The sequence below is a fragment of the Corynebacterium lujinxingii genome, assembly GCF_014490555.1.
In the GTDB taxonomy this organism is placed as follows: domain Bacteria; phylum Actinomycetota; class Actinomycetes; order Mycobacteriales; family Mycobacteriaceae; genus Corynebacterium; species Corynebacterium lujinxingii.
This window is the reverse complement of record NZ_CP061032.1, coordinates 490,405-510,423: the sequence shown is the minus strand read 5'-3', so window position 1 is coordinate 510,423 and position 20,019 is coordinate 490,405. Positions and strand designations below refer to the sequence as shown.

21 protein-coding genes are annotated in these 20,019 nt (G+C 66.8%); 5 read left to right on the top strand and 16 right to left on the bottom strand.

Features of this window, described 5'->3' with window-relative positions; all coding sequences use genetic code 11:
* On the top strand, positions 1-1,272 hold the full coding sequence (gene aroA, locus IAU68_RS02465; protein ID WP_171194214.1) for a 3-phosphoshikimate 1-carboxyvinyltransferase: 1,272 nt from the start codon (positions 1-3) through the stop codon (positions 1,270-1,272).
* Positions 1,272-2,297 carry a ribosome small subunit-dependent GTPase A gene (gene rsgA, locus IAU68_RS02460; protein ID WP_171194215.1) on the top strand — a complete coding sequence of 342 codons (1,026 nt, stop codon included), beginning with the start codon at positions 1,272-1,274 and terminating at the stop codon, positions 2,295-2,297. Before aroA ends, rsgA begins: the two co-directional genes overlap by 1 nt.
* Here the strand turns inward: rsgA and IAU68_RS02455 are convergent.
* Together IAU68_RS02455 and IAU68_RS02450 are read right to left on the bottom strand one after the other, a co-directional pair.
* The gene (locus tag IAU68_RS02455; protein WP_171194216.1) at positions 2,271-2,765 is read right to left on the bottom strand and encodes a DUF6912 family protein; all 495 of its coding nucleotides are present in this window, start codon (positions 2,763-2,765) and stop codon (positions 2,271-2,273) included. The genes rsgA and IAU68_RS02455 overlap by 27 nt on opposite strands.
* Entirely contained in the window at positions 2,765-3,178 is a 414-nt protein-coding gene (locus tag IAU68_RS02450; protein ID WP_171194217.1) for an HAD family hydrolase, read from the bottom strand. Before IAU68_RS02450 ends, IAU68_RS02455 begins: the two co-directional genes overlap by 1 nt.
* Positions 3,179-3,313: 135 nt before the next feature.
* On the opposite strand from IAU68_RS02450, the gene IAU68_RS02445 reads away from it, so the two are divergent.
* Complete coding sequence (locus tag IAU68_RS02445) at positions 3,314-3,757, top strand: hypothetical protein (protein ID WP_171194218.1); 444 nt, start codon at positions 3,314-3,316, stop codon at positions 3,755-3,757.
* Here IAU68_RS02445 and secA read toward each other — a convergent pair.
* The 9 genes from secA to IAU68_RS02400 form a co-directional block, all read right to left on the bottom strand.
* Positions 3,754-6,327 (bottom strand): preprotein translocase subunit SecA, encoded by a 2,574-nt coding sequence (gene secA / locus IAU68_RS02440; RefSeq protein WP_171194219.1) that lies wholly within the window; start codon positions 6,325-6,327, stop codon positions 3,754-3,756. The genes IAU68_RS02445 and secA overlap by 4 nt on opposite strands.
* Before the next feature lie 160 nt (positions 6,328-6,487).
* Entirely contained in the window at positions 6,488-7,207 is a 720-nt protein-coding gene (gene hpf, locus IAU68_RS02435; RefSeq protein ID WP_171194220.1) for a ribosome hibernation-promoting factor, HPF/YfiA family, read from the bottom strand.
* Positions 7,208-7,333: 126 nt separating this feature from the next.
* Positions 7,334-7,726, bottom strand: a complete 393-nt coding sequence (locus tag IAU68_RS02430) for a hypothetical protein (protein ID WP_171194221.1) — start codon at positions 7,724-7,726, stop codon at positions 7,334-7,336.
* Between the two features lie 194 nt (positions 7,727-7,920).
* Positions 7,921-8,511: a ComF family protein gene (locus IAU68_RS02425; RefSeq protein WP_231699074.1), complete on the bottom strand. Its 591-nt coding sequence runs from the start codon at positions 8,509-8,511 to the stop codon at positions 7,921-7,923.
* A gap of 27 nt (positions 8,512-8,538) precedes the next feature.
* Positions 8,539-10,245: an MtrAB system accessory lipoprotein LpqB gene (gene lpqB, locus IAU68_RS02420; RefSeq protein WP_171194222.1), complete on the bottom strand. Its 1,707-nt coding sequence runs from the start codon at positions 10,243-10,245 to the stop codon at positions 8,539-8,541.
* Positions 10,242-11,858, bottom strand: a complete 1,617-nt coding sequence (gene mtrB / locus IAU68_RS02415) for an MtrAB system histidine kinase MtrB (RefSeq protein ID WP_269434859.1) — start codon at positions 11,856-11,858, stop codon at positions 10,242-10,244. The genes lpqB and mtrB overlap by 4 nt, the downstream gene beginning before the upstream one ends.
* Positions 11,859-11,870: 12 nt before the next feature.
* Positions 11,871-12,554, bottom strand: a complete 684-nt coding sequence (mtrA, locus tag IAU68_RS02410) for an MtrAB system response regulator MtrA (protein ID WP_171194223.1) — start codon at positions 12,552-12,554, stop codon at positions 11,871-11,873.
* A gap of 22 nt (positions 12,555-12,576) precedes the next feature.
* Positions 12,577-13,185, bottom strand: a complete 609-nt coding sequence (locus tag IAU68_RS02405) for a dTMP kinase (RefSeq protein ID WP_171194224.1) — start codon at positions 13,183-13,185, stop codon at positions 12,577-12,579.
* 2 nt (positions 13,186-13,187) lie between these two features.
* Positions 13,188-13,541 carry a DUF4259 domain-containing protein gene (locus IAU68_RS02400; RefSeq protein ID WP_171194225.1) on the bottom strand — a complete coding sequence of 118 codons (354 nt, stop codon included), beginning with the start codon at positions 13,539-13,541 and terminating at the stop codon, positions 13,188-13,190.
* A 172-nt stretch (positions 13,542-13,713) separates the two neighbouring features.
* On the opposite strand from IAU68_RS02400, the gene IAU68_RS02395 reads away from it, so the two are divergent.
* Positions 13,714-14,613, top strand: a complete 900-nt coding sequence (locus tag IAU68_RS02395) for a hypothetical protein (protein ID WP_171194226.1) — start codon at positions 13,714-13,716, stop codon at positions 14,611-14,613.
* Here IAU68_RS02395 and manA read toward each other — a convergent pair.
* The 3 genes from manA to IAU68_RS02380 all read right to left on the bottom strand — a co-directional run bounded on the left by manA (position 14,603) and on the right by IAU68_RS02380 (position 17,744).
* Complete coding sequence (gene manA, locus IAU68_RS02390; protein WP_171194227.1) at positions 14,603-15,802, bottom strand: mannose-6-phosphate isomerase, class I; 1,200 nt, start codon at positions 15,800-15,802, stop codon at positions 14,603-14,605. The two genes, IAU68_RS02395 and manA, sit on opposite strands and share 11 nt — an antisense overlap.
* A gap of 93 nt (positions 15,803-15,895) precedes the next feature.
* On the bottom strand, positions 15,896-17,266 hold the full coding sequence (locus tag IAU68_RS02385) for a phosphomannomutase/phosphoglucomutase (protein ID WP_171194228.1): 1,371 nt from the start codon (positions 17,264-17,266) through the stop codon (positions 15,896-15,898).
* 10 nt (positions 17,267-17,276) lie between these two features.
* Entirely contained in the window at positions 17,277-17,744 is a 468-nt protein-coding gene (locus tag IAU68_RS02380; RefSeq protein ID WP_171194229.1) for a DUF3499 domain-containing protein, read from the bottom strand.
* 92 nt (positions 17,745-17,836) lie between these two features.
* Between IAU68_RS02380 and IAU68_RS02375 the strand changes: the two genes are divergently transcribed.
* Positions 17,837-18,325: a metallopeptidase family protein gene (locus tag IAU68_RS02375; RefSeq protein WP_171194230.1), complete on the top strand. Its 489-nt coding sequence runs from the start codon at positions 17,837-17,839 to the stop codon at positions 18,323-18,325.
* Positions 18,326-18,328: 3 nt separating this feature from the next.
* Here the strand turns inward: IAU68_RS02375 and IAU68_RS02370 are convergent, their stop codons facing one another.
* Positions 18,329-18,577, bottom strand: coding sequence for a WhiB family transcriptional regulator (locus IAU68_RS02370; RefSeq protein WP_171194374.1), 249 nt, complete (start codon positions 18,575-18,577; stop codon positions 18,329-18,331).
* 337 nt (positions 18,578-18,914) lie between these two features.
* The gene (gene manB / locus IAU68_RS02365; RefSeq protein WP_231699073.1) at positions 18,915-20,012 is read right to left on the bottom strand and encodes a mannose-1-phosphate guanylyltransferase; all 1,098 of its coding nucleotides are present in this window, start codon (positions 20,010-20,012) and stop codon (positions 18,915-18,917) included.
* Positions 20,013-20,019: the final 7 nt, after the last annotated feature.

Below are 20,019 nucleotides of genomic sequence, written 5' to 3'. Positions count from 1 at the left end.
ATGACAGAAATGTGGTCCGCGCCGTTCCACCCGTCCCCGATCACGCACTCGCAAACCGTGCCGGGATCGAAATCCATGACCAACCGCGCGTACATTCTCTCCGCGCTGGCGAGCGGCCCGTCGACGATTACGGGTGCGCTGCGCTCGCGCGACACGGATTTGATGGAAGCCGCGCTCGCCGACATGGGCACAACTTTTTCGCGTGACGACGACATCATCCACGTCACCCCGGGCGCCCTACACGGCACCACCGTGGACTGCGGGCTAGCCGGCACGGTGATGCGCTTCGTGCCGCCGGTGGCCGCGTTCGCTGACGGCCCAGTGCTGTTCGACGGCGACGCGCACGCCCGCAACCGCCCTATTGCCACCATCCTCGATGCGCTGCGCGACCTCGGTGTCTCCGTCGCGGGTGAGGGCATGCCGTTTACGGTCCACGGCACCGGCGGCGCCCAGGGCGGCCCGGTGGCGATCGACGCCTCCGGCTCCTCCCAGTTCGTCTCCGGCCTGCTGCTATCAGCGGCGCGGTTCGAGCGCGGCGTGTCCATCCGCCACACCGGCGGCCCCCTGCCGTCGATGCCGCACATCGAGATGACGCTCGCGATGCTTGCCGACGCCGGCGTGACCGTCCAGGCCACCCGCAACACCTGGGACGTGGCCGCGCAGGAGATCCGCGGCACCCACTGGATCATCGAGCCGGATCTGTCCAACGCCGCCCCGTTTTTGTCCGCGGCGGCCGTCACCGGCGGCGAGGTGCGCGTGCCCAACTGGCCGCGGCGCACCACCCAGCCGGGCGCGACCATGCAATCGATCCTGGAGCGCATGGGCTGCCAGGTGGACCTCATCGCCGACGGCGCCGGCTACGCGCTGAGTGTGCGCGGGCCGAAGCCGGGTGAGCTGAAGGGCATCCGCATCGACATGAGCGATATCGGCGAGCTCACCCCCACTGTCGCGGCACTTGCGGCGTGCGCGAACTCGCCGAGTGAACTCACCGGCATCGCGCACCTGCGCGGCCACGAGACCGACCGCCTGGCGGCGCTGACCGCCGAACTCAACGGCCTCGGCGGCGACTGCGAAGAATTGGGCGACGGCCTGCGCATCACCCCGGCACCGCTGCGCGGCGGCACATGGCACACCTACGACGACCACCGCATGGCCACCGCCGGCGCGATTATCGGCCTGGTGGTGGAGGACGTGCAGGTGGAAAACATCGCCACCACCGCGAAGACACTGCCCGGTTTCGACGAGATGTGGCAGGAGATGGTCGCACACTAATGGGCCGCCGCTTTTCCGACTACGACGAGTCCGACGTCCGCATCCGCCCCGGCAAGGGGTCGCGGCCACGTTCGAAGAACCGTCCCACGTACGACAACGCCGAGTTCGGCATGGTCGTGGCCAAAGACCGCGGCCGGTGGGGCGTGGTGCTTGATACCGGCACCAGGCTGCAGTGCACCCGCGCGCGGGATCTCAAGCGCACCTCCATCGAGGTCGGCGACCGCGTCGGCGTTGTCGGCGACACGTCTGGTGCGAAGGACACGCTCGCTCGCATTGTGAAGCGCGAGGAGCGCTCCTCCGTGCTGCGCCGCACCGCCGACGACACCGACCCGTACGAGCGCATCATCGTCGCCAACGCGGAGCTGCTGCTCATCGTGGTGGCGGCTGCCGATCCCCCGCCGCGCACCGGGTTCGTCGAGCGCGCGCTGATCGCCGCGTTCGTCGGCGGGGTTACCCCGGTGGTGTGCGTGACCAAGTCGGATCTGGCGGACCCGTCGGACTTTGAGCGAGAGCTGGCCGATATGGGTGTGGAGGTGCTGCGCACCGGCGTCGAGGACGGCGTTGACGCGCTGCGAGGAGAGATCCAGGGTCGCGTCTCCGCGCTCATCGGTCACTCCGGGGTGGGTAAGTCCACGCTGGTCAACCGCATCGTGCCGGACGCGGACCGCGAAACCGGCGAGGTCTCCGGCGTGGGCAAGGGCCGCCACACCTCCACTCAGTCTGTGGCGCTGGAACTGCCCGGCGGCGGCGGCTGGGTCATCGACACCCCGGGCATCCGCTCCTTCGGGCTGGCCCACGTCGCGCCGGAGGAGATTGTGCAGGTCTTCCCCGACCTCGCCGAGGCCGCCGAGGCCTGCCCCCGCGGCTGCACCCACCTGGGCCCGCCGAAGGACCCGGAGTGCGCGTGGGACGGGTTGGACACCGACTCCCCCGTCGGCCGGCGCGCGATGGCGGTGCGGCACCTGCTGGAGGCGCTGCACAGCAATAATGAGTGGGAGTTAAAGCAGCTCGAGGAGGAACGCTAACTCGCTCGGGTCGTAAAACGCCATGTAGTTGTCCTGGGCGTCGCCGACGGTGAGTTCCGCGTCCTCGTCGCCAAGGTCAGCCGCGTCGACCGCCTCGATCGCCTTCGCGGTGGCTTCCTCCGACTCCTGGATGTCGACGTGGATCGCGGCGACGTCCTCGAGCAGCACCGGGCCCTCGAGGCGCACCACGGACTCGCCCATGTCGGGCGCCTCGGTCGCGTCCACGTCGGCGGAAACGACCACGCGGCGGTGCGGGAAGCGTTCCTCGTCGCCAATCGCGAGCAAGCGTAACGACGCCAACGCAGCGTCGTCGAACGCCACCGCCTCAATTTCCTCCTCGTCGCCCGAGACGAAGAAGTCGTGCAACGCCTTGGTGGCGGAAAAGCCCCAGCCACTGCGCGCGTGCAGCAGCTCGTTATCCTGCAGCGCCTGCAGCATGCCGAAGGTGGCGGGGATGTAGACGCGCACTAGAACTCGCCCTCGATGTCGAACAGGGACTGGATCTCCACCGCGGTGCGGTCGATGGCGGTGTGCAGGATGCCGATCATGCCGTACTCCACGGCGGCGCGGACGTTCATGATGTCGTCGTCGATCATCACGCACTCGTTCAAGTCGATGCCAATGGCGTCGGCTGCTGCCTGGAACGCGGCACGCTCCGGCTTCTCCGCCCCGATCTCGCCAGAGAGCACGACCGCATCGACGGTGCCTTTGAACTCCCACTCGCGGATTGCGTCGGCAACCTCGCCGTCGCCTTCCTCGTTGGACAGGATGCCCACGGCGACGTCTTTCTTCTTGGCTTCGCTAATAAGGGCCTTCCAGCGACCCTCGTCCTCTGCGCCCGTATCGAGCACACCCGCGTAGTCGATGATCAAACCCTGCACAATGGCCTTCTTTCCTCGAGTTGGGTTGAAAATGTCCACTTTAGTGCGCACGCCCTTCCGCAGGGCGCGCAAATCGTGGACAATGATACCTACCCCGCACCGCGCCCGCCCCCTCCCGTGACGGAGGAATGCCGCATGTACTACAACGTTCCCGGCCACCAGCACATGCAGCTGCTAGCGCCAGGGCACCATCGCTTGACGACGACACCGCCCCGCCCAACCACCGACGCCGCACCACACACGCGCCAACGCGTCGACCCGCTCGTGCGCCAGGCCATCGGCGCGGCGTTCGGCGGCTACGACCCGGCGACCATGACCGCGGCCCGGTTCAGCCAATCGGTGCGCACCCACATCCGGGCCTACCGGCGCACCCAACTGCAGCAGCTGCAGCTGCGCGCACAGAAAACCCGCAAGCCACCGGTGGTGCCGCAGCAGCTGGTGCGGGTGGTGACCTGCCACAGCGGCGACGGCGGCGAGTTCTACGGCACCCTCGATAAAGACGGACGCCGCCTCGCATTCGCGGCGCGACTTCGAGGCGGCAAGTTGGAGTCGTTCAAAATACTGGAGACGGCCTCCTAGACGACGGTGGAGCCGCCCTCGTTCGCGGAATTGTCCGCGGCGCCTTCCGTCTCCTGGTTTTCAAACTGCTTGCGCATGGCGAACAGCTGGCGCACCGTTTCTTCCTGGATGCCCTCGTTCATGGCGTTGAACATGTCGCCGCCTTCCTTCTGGTACTCCACCAGCGGGTCGCGCTGCGCCATCGCGCGCAGACCGATGCCCTCCTTGAGGTAGTCCATCTCGTAGAGGTGCTCGCGCCACTTCGTGTCGATAATCGGCAGGATCACCATGCGCTCCAAGTTACGCATCTGCTCCTCGCCACCAATCGCGGCGACGTTCTCCTCGAGTTTGTCGTACTGGGCGTTGGCGTCGTCGAGAAGCGCCGTGCGCAACTGATCGGCGGTGAGCTCGCCTGCGCGGCCGTACTCGTCGCCGTCGATCAACTCCTGCGGGGTCACGGTCGGGCCGTACAGGGAATCGAGCGCGTTCCACAGCTCGTCGAGGTTCCAGTCCTCCACGTAACCTTCCGCGGTCGCGCCGTCGACGTACGCGCCGACGGTGGAGTCGATCATGCGACGCACCTGGTCCTGGATGTCCTGCGAGCCTAGGATCTGCTGGCGCTCGTTGTAGACCACCTTGCGCTGCTCGTTGAGCACCTCGTCGTACTTGAGCACGTTCTTGCGCATCTCGAAGTTCTGGTTCTCCACCTGCGACTGTGCGCCCTTAATGGCGTTGGAGACCATCTTCGCCTCGATCGGCACATCGTCCGGCACGTTGAGGCGGTTCATCATGTTCTCCATGGTCTGGCCCACGAAGCGCACCATCAGCTCATCGCGCATGGACAGGTAGAAGCGGGACTCGCCCGGGTCGCCCTGACGGCCGGAGCGGCCGCGGAGCTGGTTGTCGATGCGGCGCGACTCGTGGCGCTCAGTACCGATGACGTAGAGGCCACCGGCCTCGCGGACTTCGTCGCCAAGCTGCTTCGAGCGCTCCTTCGCCGCCGGAAGCTGGTCGTTCCACGCCTCCTGGTAGCGCTCCTCGTCCTCGAACGGGTCAAGGCCCTGCTCCTGCAACTTTGCGTCCAGGAGCACTTCCGGGTTGCCGCCGAGCACGATATCGGTACCGCGACCAGCCATGTTGGTGGACACCGTCACCTTGCCCGGCAGGCCGGCCTCGGCAATGATGCGGCCCTCTTCCTCGTGGTGCTTCGCGTTGAGCACGTTGTGGGCCACACCCTTGCGGGTCAGCAGCTGCGAGAGGTACTCGGAGCGCTCCACCGAAGTGGTGCCGACCAGCACCGGCTGGCCCTTTTCCACGTGCTCCGCGATGTCGTCAGCAACTGCGGCGAACTTCGCCTCCTGCGTCTTGTAGATCAAATCGTCGCGGTCCGCGCGCTGGTTCGGCTTGTTCGGCGGGATCTGGACGACGTCCATCTTGTAAATCTGGTGCAGCTCGGCCGCCTCAGTCTCGGCGGTACCGGTCATGCCGGCGAGCTTGTCGTACAGACGGAAGTAGTTCTGGAGGGTAACGGTCGCCAGCGTCTGGTTCTCGTTTTTGATCTCCACCTGCTCCTTGGCCTCGATGGCCTGGTGCATGCCCTCGTTGTAGCGGCGGCCCGCCAGCACACGACCGGTGAAGCCGTCGACGATCATGACCTCACCCTGGCGGATGATGTAGTCCTTGTCGCGCTCGAAGAGCTCCTTGGCCTTGATGGCGTTGTTGAGGTAGCTCACCAGCTGCGAGTGCTCCGGGGCGTACAGGTTGTCGATGCCCAACTGGTCCTCGACGTACTCCACGCCCTCCTCGGTGATGCCGACGGTGCGCTTGCGGTGATCCACCTCGTAGTGGATGCCCTCGCGCATACGCGGCGCCAACTGCGCGAACACGGAGTAGAACTGGCTCGATCCGTCGACCGGGCCGGAGATGATCAGCGGGGTGCGGGCTTCGTCGATAAGAATCGAGTCCACCTCATCCACAATCGCGTAGTTGTGGCCGCGCTGCACAATGTCGTTGACCGAACGCGTCATGTTGTCGCGCAGGTAGTCGAAGCCCAGCTCGTTGTTCGTGCCGTAGGTGATGTCGGCGTCGTAGGCCTTCTTGCGCTCCGCCGGACGCATGTCCGACAGGATCACACCCACCTCCAGGCCGAGGAAGTGGTGCACGCGACCCATCATCTCGGCATCGCGCTTGGCCAGGTAGTCGTTCACCGTGACAATGTGCACGCCCTTGCCGGACAGCGCGTTGAGGTACGCTGGCAGCACCGACGTCAGCGTCTTGCCTTCACCGGTTTTCATCTCGGCGACGTTGCCAAAGTGCAGCGCAGCACCACCCATGATCTGGACCTTGTAGTGCTTCTGCCCCAGCACGCGCCACGCGGCCTCGCGGGCGGTGGCGAACGCGTCGAGCAGGATGTCGTCCAGGCTCGCGCCGTCTTCGATGCGCTCCTTGAACTCGTCGGTCTTCGCCTTGAGTTCCTCGTCGGTCAGCGCAGCGTATTCGTCGTCCAGGGCCATGACCTGGTCAGCGATCTTCGCCAGGCGCTTGACGGTACGCCCCTCGCCGGCGCGGAGCAGCTTCGACAGTCCAAACACGTGTGAAAATCCTTTACTACTGGAGTAGGCAGGGCCAAGGTGTAACAGCCCACCATTGTACGCACGCTCACCTCGTGCGCGACAACACGCCTTTGCTTATCGACGACAAAAACCCGCCCGGCCCTTCCAGGCCGCGCGGGTTTTTCTTTTGGTGTTGTGGCTACTTCTCGGCTTCTGCCTGCGCTGCCGCGTCCACGTCCGCCTCGTCGGCCAATTCAATCAGGCCGTAGTCGAACGCGTGGCGACGGTAAACCACAGCCGGACGGTTCGTCTCCTCGTTGACAAACAGGTAGAAGTCGTGGCCCACCAACTCCATCTCGCTGAGCGCATCATCCACGCTGCGCGGAGCATTGGAGTGGACCTTGCTGCGCACAATCTGACCCGGGGTGAGGTCCTCGACCTGGTCTTCGTACGGGTCGACGTCGTACTTGCCTGGCGCACCTTCAGCACGCTCGGCCGCGACCTTCTGCTCCGCCTCAAACTCGGCGGCCAACTCGCCGGTGCCCTTCGGTGCGCGGTGGCCCGACATCGGGGTGGTGCGACGGGCCTTGACCTTGCGCAGCGAACGCTCCAGCTTCGCCACCGCGGCATCCAGCGCCGTGTAGAAGGTCTCCTCCTTCGCCTCCGCGCGGGCCAGGTGACCCGAACCGGTGGCGGTGATCTGGATGCGCTCCGCCTCCGACTCGCGGCGCGGGTTCGGCTCGTGCTTCAACTCGACATGGAAGGAATTCAGCGTCGGATCGAGCTTTGCAATCTTGGCGAGCTTTCCGCTCACACGTTCCTGGAAGTGGTCCGGAACCTCCACGTTGCGACCGGTGATGGTCAGCTTCACGTCGGGGCCCAGCCCCTCTGCCTGTGCGTTCTGGTCTGCAGCAGTCATGTCTGCTTCCTCCCTAGGTAGTAGGAACCGTGTCCATGACCACTATACAACTGGTTATGACCAATCCGGAGGGATTTGGGGAAATTGCTTGGCGTCTGGCTCGGGTCAGCACCCTCGGGTAAGCATTTAGGTGCGGGTGGTGCGCTGGACCCGGGCGCCGAGGTCTTCGGCAATCGCCTCGCAAGTGCCCTCGCCCTGGGTGCCGCAGCGGCCGACCCAGTTTTTGCCCACGATGACTTCATCGGCGTAGGGGAACTGCTCGTCGAGAAGATGGCGCGCCAGGTCCTCCGGGGTGCCGTCGATTTTGAACTTGACCTGGCCGTTCCCGTCCTGGACGCAGACGCCCTCCTGGCTCAGTTCCTGCCAGTTGCTGCATTTCGAGTCCGTCTTTGCCAATGCGTCGCGGATCTCGGAGACATGCTCGATTTGAGCGTCGCCGAGAGCAGCACTGTCCGCGGTCGAGCAACCGACCAGCGCGATAACCGGGGCACACACGAGGGGCAGTAGACGCATTTTCATTCCTGTGACCCTACTGGACACCTGCGAAAACACCTAGATGCCGGCGCGGCGGGTCTAGATGTGAGGGGCAAGGTGTGAACCCACCCGAGATGTGAGGGGCAGGATGTGAGGGGGTCGAGTAACTGCGCACGCGCCGGATCAGCCAGCGGCGAACCCTTCACAACTAGCCCCTCACATTTGGCCTGAGACCACACTCACGCCGCGCACAGCGTGACGCATGCGGCGACGTCCACGCCGTGGGCCAAAAGGATCGCCACGCTGGCGTGCAGGGTTGCGCCGGTGGTGACCACGTCGTCGACAACCACGACCCGGCCGCCCGGCGCAGCGGTTAACCGGACGGCGCCGGAAAGGTTGGACCGGCGGGCGGCCTCGTCAAGCCCGGACTGGTCCGCGGCGCGCGGGTCGAGCGAGAGCACCGGGGCCACCGCGCAACCACTGGCCCGGCAGATCTGTTCCACCGGGTCGCCGCCGCGAGCGCGTGCCGACGACTGCCTGGTCGGCGCCGGCACCAACACCGCGGATACGGGAATATCGCCCCGGGCTTCCAGATATTCCACCCCGGCGCGCAGCACCGCCCCGGCGTATTTGCGCACGGCGAGGTGGTTGCGCTCCTTCATCGACAGCACCACCCCGCGGTGGGCGCCGGCGTACGGCCCGAGGGCGAAGACCGGCACGAGTGGGGCGGTGTTGGGAAAGACGCGCTCGGGTGGGCGGGCGAGTTCGAGGCGGCAGTCGTCGCAAAGCAATGCACCGGGTGTGGCGCACCCGGCGCACTTTTGCGGCAACAGCAACTCCCCCAGCACGACAACCCGCTACCGTGCGATGATCGGCAGCGCGCGCATGCCCTCTAGGCCGGGGACTTCGCGCCAGATCGGGTTGTCGGCGCCGGAACTAGGCACCTGCAACACGGCGTTGGCATCGGTGACGTAGAGCGTGCTCGGTGAGGCGGCGACGGAGACCACCGGTGCGGAGATGTTGCCGGACGACAGCGCGGTCATCGACGAGCCGTCCTGCTCGACGCGCATGACCGGGGAGGTCGACGACGTGCCGACGATGAGGGATCCGTCCGGACGCCACTCTGCGGAGACGACGCTGCCGCCGAGTTCCTGGGCGTACTCCAACACGTTGACGATGGAACGCTCACCAGAGGCGCCGCGCTGGACGATGCCGGTGTAGAGCTTGCCGTCGATGACCATCACCACGCGCGAGCCGGTGCGCGACAGGCGCAGCACGGAGATGTTGCCGTCGACGCCCTCGGGCAGATTCGCCTCCACCTCGCCGGTGGACAGTTCGCCGGTGGCGGCGGATTGCACGGTGCGCAGGATCCGCTTGCCGTCGGCGACGGTCCACACCGCGTCGGCCCCCGGCTCGAAGCTCGGCCGGGTGAAGGTCCCGGCGCGCATGACCTCGTGTTCGCGTCCGCCGATCTTGCCCACGCGCAGTATGTCGTCGCGGTTGTCGTCTGGTTTGCCGAACACGGCGGCCCATTCCCCGTCGCTGGCGATGTCGGCGCTGGCCACGTCGCCGGCGGAGCCGAGCTGGCCTTCCACGGCTTTGGTGGTGCGGCCGTCGACGCGCAGCACGTTGCCGCCGATCAGCGCGTAGAGGGTGCTCTCGCCTGCCGTTTCCACCAGCGGGCTCGCGTCCACAAAGTCGTCGGTACCCAGCTCGTCGGCGCCTTCGATGAGCGGGTTTCCGTCGGCGACGAGCCGGTACGGCCCGGTGATGCCGGCGGTGGCGAGCGTCCACACCACCTGGGCGGCGAACTGGGCACGGTCCTCGGCGCTCACGGAGCCGAAGCCGGTGAAGGTGAACGCGCCGTCTTTCACACCGGTGAAGGTCACGGCCGACGGTAGGGCGTCGGGAAGCGCGGGGCGCAGCCGTTCGGCGGGGCCCTCCATGAGCAGGCCGATCAGGTCGCCCGCGAGCGTTTCACGCTGCGTGCGCACCCACCGACGGTCGGTGACCAGTTCGCGGTCCTCGGCGTCGAAGAAGTAGAGGTTGTACGGCTGGTACTGGTTGCGCAGCTCAGTGCGCTCGATGACTACGCCCGCCGGCAGCGAGGAGATGCGCCACTGTCCGTCGACCTGGTCCAACTCGATCGTCGCCTCGTAGCGGCCGCGTTCCGGGGAGAATGATCCGCCGGAGCGCACCGTGCCCACGACGTTGCCGTGCACCGAGAAGCGCCGCTTGCCCACCGCGGCCCCCGGCAGCGTGGTCACGCCGAAGCTGTCCACGACCAGTTTCGGGCCGCTGGGGTTCCACGCTTCGGCGGTGTTTTCGGTGAGGTAGGCCCGCGCCGCTTCGTAGTCTCCGTCCGGGATGGCGGAGGCGGCGTAGAACGCGCGCAGCAACAGGTCCGGTTCCTCGTCGGCGGACGGCCCGGCGTTGGGGGTGGCGGTGTCGGCGGGGGTGAACGATCGCAGCACGTGCGGCGAAGAGTTCGAGGGCAAGGACGCGCACCCGCCGAGCAGGGCGACGGCGGACAACGCGGCGATCGCGGTGGTCTTCGGCCTCATCGGTTCTCCTCCTCGGGGGCGTGCGTATCGACGACATCCGCTTCGGCGGAGACGGTGTCGTCGTCGAGCATGAGCTCGGCGCCGGGCGCCTCCAACTCGAGCGGGGCGTCCGTGAAGCCGGCCTCCAGATCGCGCGGGAGCACCAGGCGGAACTGGGAGCCGACGCCGAAGGTGCCGGCCGCGTCGAGCACGCCGCCGTGCAGCTGGGCGTCCTCGCGGGCGATCGCCAGGCCCAACCCGGTGCCACCGGAGTGGCGCTTCCGGGATTTGTCGGCGCGCCAGAAGCGGTTGAACACCAGCTCGTCCTGGCCGGGTTTGAGGCCTACGCCGCCGTCGGTGACGGTGATGGCAACCGCCTCGTCGTTGGACGCCATGGCCACGGTGACCGGGTTGCCCTCGGAGTGGTCGATGGCGTTCGCCATGAGGTTGCGCACAATGCGCTCGATGCGGCGCGGGTCACCCTCGATGGTTTGAGCCTCCTCGGGGATGTCGAAGATGACCTCCACGCCGAGTTCGTCGGCCAGGTGGTGGGTTTGCTGCCACGCGGACTCGATCGGGCCACGCGCGTCCATGTTTGTGGCGGAAAGTTCGGCCACGCCGGCGTCGTGACGTGAAATCTCGAGCAGGTCGTTGAGCAGCGCCTCGAAGCGGTCCAACTCGCGGGTCATCAGCTGACTGGCGCGCTTGGTTGCGGGCTCAAGCTCGTCTTCGTTCGAGGCAATCATGTCGGCCGCCATGCGCACCGTGGTCAGCGGGGTGCGCAGCTCGTGGGAGACGTCCGAGGTGAACTGGCGCTGCAGAGAGCTGTACTCCTCGAGGTTGTTGATCTGCTTCGACAGCGCGTCCGCCATGTCGTTAAACGACATGGCCAGCACCGCCATCTCGTCCTCCCCGTCGACCGGCATGCGCTCACGCAGGTGGCCGGAGGCGAACCGCTGCGCGGTGCGCGAGGCCGAACGCACCGGCGCGACGATCTGCTGGGAGGCCAGCCACGCGATGCCCATCAGCAGCACGACGACGATCACGGCCGCCGAGGCCAAGATGCCGCGCATCAGCGCCACGGTGGAGGTCTCGCTCTCCATGTTCATTACCAAGTAGAGCTGCAGGTTCGGGATGTCCGAGTTCGTCGGCGTGCCCACGATCAGCGCCTCATACGACGAGCCGTCGGGCCGCTCAACGGTGGCGAACTGGTAGGCCACGTTGCCGTCTTTGACGAACTGCCCGAGCCGTTCCGGGATCTGGTACGACTCCGGCGAGGACGTTACCGCCCCGCCCGAGCCCTCGGCGACGAGCACCGGCTCGAAGAAGCTCGACGTGTCGGAGTTTTCCTGCGCGCGCTGCGTCAGCCCAGCACGCGCGGAGTTCAGCCGGGCCTGCAACGACGCGGAGCTGCCGGAGTTATCCAGCTGGTACTCCACGGTGGAGCGGGCCCGGTCGATCTCCACACTGGCGGTTTCGATCTTCGCCTCGGTGATGCGGTCGGTGACCACAGACGCCAGGGCGAAGCCGAGCACCGACATCACGATCGCGGAGACGATGAGCACCGTGCCCACGAACCTGACCTGCAGCGAGGTCGACCATGCGTGCGCGACGCGTTCGCGTGCGCGTTTCACCGCGTCTATCGGCTACACCTCCGGCTTGCCGGTCTTGTAGCCCACCCCGCGCACGGTGAGGATGATCTCGGGGTTTTCCGGGTCGTGCTCGATCTTGGAGCGCAGACGCTGCACGTGCACATTCACAAGGCGCGTATCGGAAGCGTTGCGGTAGCCCCACACCGATTCCAGCAGTTCCTCGCGGGTGTGGACCTGGTTGGGCTTCTGCGCCATCTCCAGCAGCAGGTCGAACTCCAGCGGGGTGAGCTGGATCTCCTCCCCGCCACGGGTGACGGTGTGCTGCGGCACGTCGATGGTCAGGTCGCCGATCTCGTAGACCTCCGCCGGCTCGTCATCCGTGCGGCGCAGCCGGGCGCGGATGCGGGCGATCAGTTCCTTCGGCTTGAACGGTTTGGTGATGTAGTCGTCCGCGCCGGATTCCAGCCCGAGCACCACATCCACGGTGTCGGTCTTCGCGGTGAGCATCACGATCGGCACCGCGGACTGCTTGCGGATCTCACGGCAGATGTCGATGCCGTTGACCCCCGGCAGCATGAGATCGAGCAGGATCAAATCCGGATCGGAGCTCTGAAACGCACCGACGGCTTCCGCGCCGTCGGTGACGGAACTCGTCTGAAAGCCCTCGGCTTCCAAAACGATGGTGAGCATCTCGTTGATCGCTGGGTCATCGTCAACGACCAAGATCTTGGCAGCCACGTGTCCTCCTTAAACCGGGGCCCTACGCCATCAGGTCCTGTACTGCCTGAATGATAACCGCCGGATCCGAGCTGCGGACCCACGGCCCGCCCCACGAGTTCTCCGCGAGCCTGGCGTAGGCCGCCGATGTCGCCGCCTGCAGCCCGCCGTCGCGCTCGTAGCGGTCGCGGGTGCGGGCAGCGTCCTGCGCCTCGCGCTTCTCGGCACGTTCCCGAGCGAGCTCGGGGCTCGTATCGACGAGCACCTGCAGGTCCGGCTTCGGCAACCCGAGCCGCTCAAACTCGAGCTCCGCCACCCAGGTCAGCGCTGCATCGTCGCCGGTGCGCGCCGCGGTGTAAGCCGCGTTGGACGCGACGTAGCGGTCCAGGATCAGGATGCGCTTGGGGTCGTTGGCGTAGTCGTCGAGAAGCGCCTTCGCCCCGTGCCGGTCGAGCGCGAACATGGTGGCCATGGCGAAAGCGGAATCGGTCATGTCCCCCATCCGGCCGTGCAGCGCGTCTTGGGCGAGCTGGGCGTGGATGGAGTCGTCGTAACGCGGGAATGCGATTGTGTCGGCGCCCAGCTCGTCCTTCAATGCGGTGACGAGGGTATTTTTGCCGGCGCCGTCGATGCCTTCAAACGCGATGATCATGGCTACGCGAGCGCTTCGAGGAACTGCTCGAGGTCCGCCTCAGTGTCGGCATCTTCCAACACCGTTGCCGCGGCTTCGACCAACTTCTCGTCGATCTCATCCGGGCGCAGCCGGATGAACGGGTAGGTCTCCGCAGTGTCGCCGGCGGAAAACGGCGCGCCCGACCAGATCGCGGCGATGGTGGCCGCAGCCTGGCCGTTGAGCAGCTCGTCTTCGCTCGGGTTGTCCTGGTTCGCCGCGAGCAGCACCGCGTCGCGCACGGCGTCGACGATCTCCTCGGTGTCCAGGTCAGCGATCTCGTCGAGGAAATCGACGTTGGTGTCAATCGTGAAAATCTGCTCGTCCCAGGTCGCCACAGCGACGCTCCTTCCAAGTATCCGGTTCGGTTTCCTAACGCCTTTATATACGCCAGATCTCATTTTCGGGGTTATGTTCAGCCCAACGACGTGCTATAAACATTGCTACACCACGTACTGTTACCGATTTGTGACCATCCGGGTTGCGCCCACCGAGAGGAAGGAGCCGGTCATGAAGACGACTCAACGCCGCGTTGCCGTACTGCTCGGCGCGGGCGTGATCCTTGCCGCGATCGCGGGGTGGACCGTGTGGGCGGCGTCGTCGAGCTCGACGAATCACGCCGGTTACACAGCTGATGCCGCGGACCAGTCCGCCACATCAAGCAGCGTATCGACGACACACCGCACCACCTCGGAAACCTCCTCCTCTGCGGACTCGTCCCCGGCACAGTCGAGCCACAGCGGCGCCTCCGCCACCGACGACCCGGCAGCGGATCCAAAGTACAACGCGGACCAGCACAGCGCCGCATTTCAGATGGCATCCGGCTACACCGCGCAAGACGACCCGTACCTGCCGCCACACGCCGTGGTCGGCCAGGCCACGCCCGCGGAGCCGACGAAGGTTTACCGTCCGACGAACATCGTGCCGGCCCCGGCGAAGCCGGCTGCGACTACCGAGGCGAACAACCAGGTGCAGTCCACGCCGGAGGGGTCGAGCACTGCCCCGAAGGATTCCAAACAGCACGGCACCAGCGCGCCGAGGTCCACGTCGAACGAGCCGGTGAGCCCCGAGCCCGCCCCGTCGCCGGGCTCCGGGCCGTCGCCCGAGCAGCCGCAGCGCCCGCAGGGCGGCCGTCCCGCCCCGACGGAGCCCGAGGATCCGGTGCCCGCGGCCGAACAGGTCAGCGACGAGCCCGTCTCCCGAAAGGCCCCGGACAATCTGTCGCCGGGCCAGTCGGCCGCGGCCGAACCAGCGCCAAGCGCGCCGGCCGCCGACCAGGCGCCAAAGGAAGGCGCGTCCGCTCCGGGGCGTGTCGCCGGCAAGGAAGATGTGGCTGGCTACCCCAGCCCGCAGCAGGGGTTCAATCCCCGCGAGGTGATCGACCGGGTGACGCAGGGCATCAGACCGTAGCGACGAACACCTGCGCACCCTGCCCCGCATCGGCGGCGCGCAGGGTCACCGCGGCGTCGGATGCCGGGATCCAAATGGCTTCGCCGGCGGAGAATTCGGCGGTGCGCGTGGTGTCGTCGGCAAGCACTGCTCCCACGGTGCACACGACGATGGCGGGGCCATCCTCGTCCACAACGCACTCCCCTTCCGCGAGGTAGTGCACGCTCACGCGGAAGCTTTCCACCGGAAGATCGAACCGCGTCCCCCCGTCGAGCGACGTGGTGCGCGCCCGCGGGGATTCCAGCGACGAGAAGTCGAGCACGCGCACCAGCTCCGGCACATCGACGTGCTTGGTGGTCAGCCCGCCGCGCAGCACGTTGTCGGAGTTGGCCATGACCTCCACGCCCAGACCTGACAGGTAGGCGTGCAGCTGGCCGGCGCCCAAGAACGCGCCCTCACCCGGCGCAAGCGTGACGATGTTGAGCAGCAGCGCCGTCAACGCCCCAGCGTCGCCGGGATAGCGCCCGGACAGTTCCAGGAACACCTCGGCGGCCTCGCGCACCCACGCTGGCTGGTCGCCAGCGGAGGCGATCTCACCCGCCGAGGTCTCAACCGCCGCAAGCAGGTCCGTCAGCGCGGCTTTTGGCAGCGAGACGAGCGTGGTGAACAGCACCCGCAGGTCCCCCGCCCCGCCGGCCGCCGGCAGCAGCGCGGCGTACCGGTCGAGTTCCGGGGAGGAAAACGCCTCAAACAGCTGCGCCAACTGCTCGACCGGGCGGAAGCCCGCCATGGCGCGAAACGTCGTCAACGCGACGATGAGCTCCGGTTTCGGGTTCGGGTCCTTGTAGTTGCGCTTCGGGCTGTGCAGGTCGATGCCCTCGTCGTTTTCGCGGGCGAAGCCCTCTTCCGCCTGCTCGGCGGACGGGTGGGCCTGGATGCTCAGCGGCGCGTCGGCGGCCAGTAGTTTCACCAGAAACGGCAGGCCTTCGCCGTGCTCGTCGACAACGCGCCGGCCCAGAGCGGACGCAGGGTCGCCGGCGATGATCTCGTCGAGCCCCTCACCGTCGATGGTCGCAGGTGCCGCCGGGTGGGCGCCGAACCAGAGTTCAGCTTCCGGCTGCTCGCTCGGCGCGGGCTTTCCACGCAACTGCGCCAACAGCGTGCGCGACCCCCACGGGTAAGGGCGCAGTACCCCGTCCAACCGCTCCATGTGGTCTCCTTCAATCCGGCGTGATGCTGCCGTTGCCGACAGCGCGAGCGCAAACGTTCAACCTACCACCCCGGGCAGACGCGCCCCGGGTGGTTAGGAACGGATCAAGCCGAGAATTTCCTCGGTCAGCGCGTCCACCTCGGCCTTAGTGGGGGCTTCGGCGTTGAGGCGCAGCAGCGGCTCGGTGTTGGAGGCGCGCACGTTGAACCACGCCTTGGAGTCCTTCAACTGCACGGTCACGCCGTCGAGGGTGTCCACGGATTCGGCGCGGTCTTCGAAGGCGTCGACCACGCGCTTCGTCGCCGCCTGCTGGTCGTCTACCTCGGAGTTGATCTCGCCGGAGGCGACGTAGCGGTCGAACTCGGCCATCAGCTCGGATAGTGGCTTGTCCTGCTCAGCGAGTGCGGCCAGCACGTGCAGCGCTGCGATGAGACCGGAGTCGGCGTTGTAGAACTCGGAGAAGTAGTAGTGCGCGGAGTGCTCGCCGCCGAACAGGGCCCCCTGCTCGGCCATCTCGGCCTTGATGTAGGAGTGGCCGACGCGGGTGCGCACGGCCTTGCCGCCGCACTCGTCGATAATCTCCGGCACAGCCTTGGACGTGATCAGGTTGTGGATGATCGTCGCCCCCGGGTGCTCCGCGAGCGTGCGCGTAGCGATCAGCGCGGTGATCGCGGACGGCGAGACGGCCTCGCCGCGCTCGTCGACAACAAAGCAGCGGTCCGCGTCACCGTCGAACGCCAACCCGATGTCCGCGCCCTGCTCGACGGTGAACTTCTGCAGATCCACCAGGTTCTTCGGGTCCAGCGGGTTCGCCTCGTGGTTCGGGAACGTGCCGTCCAACTCGAAGTACAGCGGGCGGATGTCCATGTCCGCAAGCGCGGCCGGCACCGTCAGCCCGGCCATGCCGTTGGCCGCATCCACCGCGACAACCAACTTGCGGCGCGCCGGCACCGGGACCAGGTCGCGCACGTACGTCGCGTACGCCTCGAGCGCGTCTTGCTTCTCGACGACACCACGGTCGCCGTCAAACGCCGGCACGCCCTCGATGATCATGCGGCCGATCTCCGACAGGCCGGTGTCGGTGGACACCGGTGTGGCGCCCGCGCGGCAGAGCTTGATGCCGTTGTACTGGGCCGGGTTGTGAGAGGCGGTAAACATCGCGCCCGCGCAGTTCTCGGAGCCAGCGACGAAGTAGAGCTCGTCGGTGGAAGTCAGCCCCAGATCGATCACGTTCAACCCCTGCGATGCGGCCCCCTCGGCGAACGCCGCGGCCAGCGCAGGCGATGACGGGCGCATGTCGTGGCCGACCGCAATCCGGGTCTCGCCCTCCCCGCGCAGGATGTGCGCGAAGGCCGCTCCGGCGGTGCGGACAAAGTCCTCGTCGATGTGCTCGCCGACAACGCCGCGGATGTCGTAGGCCTTAATAACGCTGCTCAGGGAATCACGTGTGTGCTCGATAGCCATGCGGGCTATCTTACTGTGTGCCCTCGTCCGGGTCCGGCACGATGCGCAGGTGCGAACGGCGCGCTGCCTTGGCCGCCGCGATCTGCTCCTCCACCCGCTTCGTGCGGTGCACCGGGTGGTTCGAGGTCTCCGGGTCGTTGAAGTCGCGCGACGCCTCGTACTCGATCGGATCCTGAGTGGTGTCCACCAGCCCCGTGGTCAACCGACCGGCCTCGCGCACCGCCTCGGCAAGGGCAGTGATGTCGGAGTTGTCCGGATCGGTGTCGTCGTCAAGCTCGACGTGCTCCACGCGCACCATCTCCCAGCCGACGGGCGCGGTGATCTGCGCGGAGTGGCGCTCGCACAAGTCCCAGGCGTGCGGGTCGGGCGCGGGTGCAAGCGGGCCGATGACCGCCGTCGAATCCGCGTAGGCGTAGATCAAGGTGGCTACGGCAGGCCTGCCGCACCCGGGGCGGCAGCAACGGCGGAAGACATTCACGGCGGATAGTCTAAACCCCTTCTTGAGGTTTTTGTACCGCGGCGCGGCGCGCCCCCTCCGACTCCGGCGCGGCCGGCCTTAGGATTGCGCGCATGCAGACCCGATCCGGTGGCGGGCAGGGCCCGTCGAACGTCCGCGCCGCACGCGACCGCCACGGCCGCGGCGCGCGTGGCCCGCTGCTACCCGTCGGGGTTCCGCGCTACCGCACCCGCACCGCCGCGTTCGACCAGTTGGTCATGGACGCCTACGCACCGTTGCACAACGCCTACTTCGACCAACTCGCCGGGGTGGACCTCGCCGTGGACACCATCCCGCGCATGCGGCTGCACGCGGACATGACCGTGCTTCCCGACGAAATCATCGCCGATGGCCCCGTCCCCTTGGGCCGTGTGCTGCAGGCTGGCGTGGACATGCACGGCAACCCGACGCGCGCCCGGTTCGTTGTGTTCCGCATGCCCATCGAACACAGAGCGGTGAGCACCCAGGAGCGCTCCGAGCTACTCACGTGGGTACTCACCGCGTTGGTGGCGAATTACCTCAACCTGGATCCACGCACCGTGAATCCGGATTTTCCCTGGTAGGGGCTAGCCGATCTGCTTCTTCAGTCGGCGGCGCTCACGGTCGGAGAGCCCGCCCCAAATACCGAAGCGCTCGTCATGCTCGAGCGCGTACTCCAAGCACTCGTCGCGCACCGCGCACGCCTTGCAGATTCGCTTGGCCTCACGAGTCGAGCCACCCTTTTCCGGGAAGAAAGCCTCAGGGTCCGTCTGCGCGCACAGCGCTTGGTCCTGCCACTCCTGCTCGACAGCGCCAAACAACTCGTCGAGGGTCATCCCTCCCGCGGCAGCTCCGCGGAGGATGGCGTCCGCTTGATTTTCCACGCCATTACCTTCCCTGTTGCTTACGTTGATTTTTCTGGTGGTCGTTCAAAGAGTGATGCACCCCGGTTGCCCCGGATGCGTGAATAACACTGATGCGATTACACACCGAGGCCCTAAATAGCCGCAACCAAAAAGTTGGTCAGTTGCACGTTTTTCAGACGTTTCCCAAGTGGCGCGTCACATCTGTCACACCAGTCACACGCCCCGGCGATCGGGGGTGACATTCGGGGGTACTACATGTAGTAGCACGGCCTGAAAGCGCGACTATTTGCCGGTTCCGGCGTGTCGGTTACGCGTCCGGGGAGAAACGCACTCCCGAATCCGGGATTGCGACGCCCGGCCACACACGCATCCCGGCTTGCAGCTCGCAGCGCGCACCGATCTGGGCACCCTCGCCGATCACGCAGTCGGTCACGCGCGCGTTCGCGCCGATGCGCGCGCCCGCGGCGATGATCGAGTTGCGCACCATCGCGCCCGGCTCGATGGTCACGCCGTCGAAAATCACGGAGTCGTCGACACGCGCGCCGGCCCCGATCTCGCAGCCGCGGCCCACCGTCGTGCCGCCCATCAAGATCACGCCGTGGGCGACGCCAGCGGAGTCGTCGACAAGCGCCTCGCCCGTGCGGCCTTCCAGCAGCGGCGAGTACGCGATACCGCGCACCACGTCGGAGGACCCCTGGACGAAATCGTCCGGGCGGCCCATGTCGCGCCAGTACGACGAATCCACGTGGCCGACGACCTTCGCGCCCGAATCCAACAGGCCCGGGAACGTGTCGCGTTCCACCGAGACCACACGCCCCGCTGGAATCCGCTCGATCACCGAACGCTTGAACACGTAGCAGCCGGCGTTGATCTGGTCGGTGGGCGGATCCTCGGTCTTTTCCAAAAAGGCGAGCACGTTGCCGTCGTCATCGGTGGGCACCGAGCCGAAGGCGCGCGGATCCGGCACCCGAACCAGGTGCAGGGTGACATCGGCATCCTTGCTCACGTGCGTGTGCGCGATCGCAGACAGGTCCGCGCCCGAGAGCACGTCGCCGTTGAACACCATCACGTTGTCGTGGCGCAGCTTGTCGTAGACGTTGCGGATGCCGCCGCCGGTACCCAGGGCCTCCTCCTCCACGACGTACTCGATCTCGAGGCCGAACTCGGCACCGTCGCCGAAGTACTCCTCGAACACCTCCGCCTTATAGGAAGTGCCCAGCACCACATGCCGCATGCCGGCCTCGCGGATGCGCGCGAGCAGGTGCGCGAGGAACGGGAAACCGGCAGTGGGCAGCATCGGCTTCGGGGTGGAAACCGTCAACGGCCGCAGGCGCGTGCCGCGTCCACCGACCAAAATCACCGCGTCCATATCGGCGATGGCGTTGTCCATTGCTTTGTCCTTCATCAATTCG